Raw genomic sequence first — 3,139 nt, forward strand, 5'->3', positions numbered from 1 at the left:
GGGCTGGCTGGCGTCATCCGTGTCGGCTATGTGGCATCTGGCGCGAGCAGCGGCCTTTTGTCCACGATGCTGAGCGAGTTTCGGAAATCGCACGAGATGGTCCGGATCGAAGTCGTGCCAATGGATACGCCGAGGCAGCTAGAAGCGCTCAGCGATGGCCAGATTGATGTGGGCATTGTCAGGCCCAGGCGGCTCTATCCGGCTGGCGTTATCACGAAAGTCGTACAGACTGAGCGTCTGCTGGCAGCAATGACAGCAAGCCATCCTCTTGCAAGGCGAGGGACGGTCCCAGCGCGCGCATTAGCGGATCAATCGTTCATCGTCCCGCAGTTTACGGACGAGGAAGGCTTCGGGGATGCGCTATCCGCCCTGGGCAAAGCCGGAGGGTTCGCGCCTCATCTGGAATATCGTGTCCAGGATTTCATCTCCGCAATCTGCCTCGCGTCCGCGGGATACGGCGTGGCCATCGTGCCGGAGTCAATGCAGAATTTCTCCCAGCCAGGCATCTTCTACGCACAGATCGCCGATTTCAAATTCTCAGTGCACCTGGCGCTGGCGCATAGGCGCCGGGAAATATCCCCGGCGGTACGAGCCTTTGTGCAACTCGGAACTGAGGCTCTCAATGGCMGTGCATCGTAGACTCGGCAGTGCGCTCAGGCGCGTCGCGCTTCCGCGACATAACACCATCTACCAATGAAGAACACGGTGAAGGGCAGTATTGCCGCGAACGGTAGCCAGCGCAAGGCGACTTGAAGACCAACCGCGTCTGCTGCCATGCCGGTGATAAAGGGGCCTGCCGCGAGACCCAATATATTGTTAAACAGCGTCAGTGTGGCAAATGCCGAGCCGTGAATGGCGGGCGGCGTGGCCCCGGCAATGAGCGCGCTACATGTGCCGAACGAGCTGGCAAGGAAGAACACCCCGGGCGCAAGTAGCGCGAGTTGCAAGTTACCCGGTGGCAAGCGGAACGCAATCGCCAGCAGAGTGCCTAACACAAGGCAATAGCCAATGGCCATGTTCCACCTCTTGAGCGACGAATCCCCGCTGATCCGATCGGTCATCACACCGCATATGAGTTGGCCCAGGCCGCTGACAAGGACAAGGCCGGCCGCCAGTGTGGCTGCTTCGCTGACGGGCATGCCCCAGTAGCGATTCAGGTAGCTGGGCAGCCACACGAACAGCGTGCCTTGAACGAAGATCTGCAGGGCGCAACCGAGGTAGGCACAGAAGACGGAACGGGACGGAAACAGGCCGGAGAGGAACGCGTGCGGTGTCAGTTTCACATGCCCGTGCACCGGAGTCCCGTTTGCATTGTCCGGTTGTGCACTTGCGAGTTTTTTCTCGGTGACCACGAAGTAATAGATGATCACCAGCACAAAGCCAAAAATCGCCATCAGACCCATCGACCATCGCCAGCCAAAGTGTGTCGCGATGATGCCGGAAAGCGAAACACCGAGCACGGACCCAAACGCTGCGGCGGACGTAAAGCCGCCGGCGATGCTAGACCGCATATGCCTGGGGAAGATGCTCATGAGCATAGCGAATCCGACACTTCCGTAGGCAGCCTCGCCGACACCAACGAACAAGCGCGCGACGAGCATCTCGTGATAGGTGCTGGCGATGGCGCACCCGAGCGTGGCAACACTCCACACTGCCACCATCAGTGCAATGCTTTTGACGCGCCCCCAGCGGTCCGCGATGATGGAAAATGGGAGGGTCAGCACGCCGACGGTCAACGGCACCACGCTGCTAATCGAACCGAGCTGGGTATCGGAAATCTGCCACTGCAGTTTCAAGAGTGGAAACAAGGCGTTGATCGCCTGCCGCGACATGTAGTCGGACAGCAGCAGGCAAAACATCAATGCAAATACCACCCACGCGTAGGGTCGCGCACCAGTGGTAGCCGACGCCGACTCAGCCGGCATCGCGTTACTCGTAGACACGTTCAATTTCTGTCTCCTCAGGACTTCTAGCGTCGGATCATCTAGCGTGGCGCCACTTCGCGCTTTACCTTGCACGCCTTGAACTTGGCTATTTATGACAGTCATCCGCTGACGCGGGAGAGCCGTGGTCGGGGCTAGCCAGCACTCTCCGGATATCTGCGCAGGGTTTTCCCTTTGCTTGCGCGAGTTGGTAACAACTTGTCGTGAACGGTCAAGCCGGTTGACCCGGTGCGATTCGAGAATAGACGCACAAGTTTTTCTAAACACGCAAAGCATCGCAATCAAAAGGGGTAGACATGAAGAAGCAGACCAATCACTTAGGGTGGCGCGGTTGCGCCTTGGTAATCGGTGTTGGCCTCGCAGGGGGCATGTCCGTGGCCCAGGCCCAGGAGGCCTGGCCCAGCAGGCCGATCCGTCTGGTGGTGGCGGGGCCTGCCGGCGGCAGTGCCGATGCGTTGGCTCGGCTGCTCGCGCAAGGCCTGCAGCAAACATTGAGCAAGCCCGTCATCGTGGAAAACAAGGCTGGTGCCGCCGGTGCGCTGGCGATCAGCGATTTGCAGTCCAACGGCAAGGATGGCTATACCTTCCTGGTTATCCAGGGCGGTGTCGTGAGCGAAGCGCCGTTGGCCTACAAGGTCCATTACAAGCCTTTTACGGACCTGAAGCCCCTGGCCCAGATCAGTCGCACGGGGCTGGTGCTGGTTGCCAACAAGGATGTGCCCATTTCCAACCTGAAGCAGTTGGTGGACTATGGCAAGTCGCAAAAGGACGGCCTCGTTTTCGCTTCTTACGCTGCAGGATTGAAAGGCCACACCTCCGGCATACTGCTCGGGCAGCTCGCCCATGTGCCAATGCGGCATGTGGGCTACAAAGGCTCTCCTCCTGCGTTGAACGACCTGATGGGTGGTCATGTGCCCCTGATGTTCGATGGGGTGACTACCTCTTTGCCGCTGATCAAAGCGGGAAAGATCAAGGCGATTGCGTTGAACTATCCGACGCGGATTGCCGAATTGCCGGATGTACCGACCTTCAAGGAACTCGGTTACCCGCAACTGGCGCAAGCCGGGTGGTTCGCAGTGTGGTCTCGCCCAGATGTCGCTCCGGCAGTCCAGGAGAGAGTTCGCGAGATAACACTGGCGTATTTCAAGCAACCCGCGGTGCAGAGCCACATCAAGGACATGGGAATGGAGCAGGGG

Annotated in this window: 3 protein-coding genes; 2 read left to right on the forward strand and 1 reads right to left on the reverse strand. The window is 59.2% G+C overall.

Features of this window, described 5'->3' with window-relative positions; genetic code table 11:
• Window positions 1-639, forward strand: a 639-nt coding sequence (locus AC1DS3_RS37180) for a LysR family substrate-binding domain-containing protein (protein WP_477129198.1), incomplete at its 5' end; no start/stop codon positions are given.
• Window positions 640-653: 14 nt separating this feature from the next.
• On the opposite strand, the gene AC1DS3_RS37185 is transcribed toward AC1DS3_RS37180, so the two are convergent.
• Window positions 654-1,925, reverse strand: a complete 1,272-nt coding sequence (locus AC1DS3_RS37185) for an MFS transporter (protein ID WP_441639943.1) — start codon at window positions 1,923-1,925, stop codon at window positions 654-656.
• A gap of 314 nt (window positions 1,926-2,239) precedes the next feature.
• On the opposite strand from AC1DS3_RS37185, the gene AC1DS3_RS37190 reads away from it, so the two are divergent.
• Window positions 2,240-3,139, forward strand: a 900-nt coding sequence (locus AC1DS3_RS37190; RefSeq protein WP_477129199.1) for a Bug family tripartite tricarboxylate transporter substrate binding protein, incomplete at its 3' end; no start/stop codon positions are given.

Source organism: Cupriavidus sp. 01L46, from assembly GCF_056399905.1.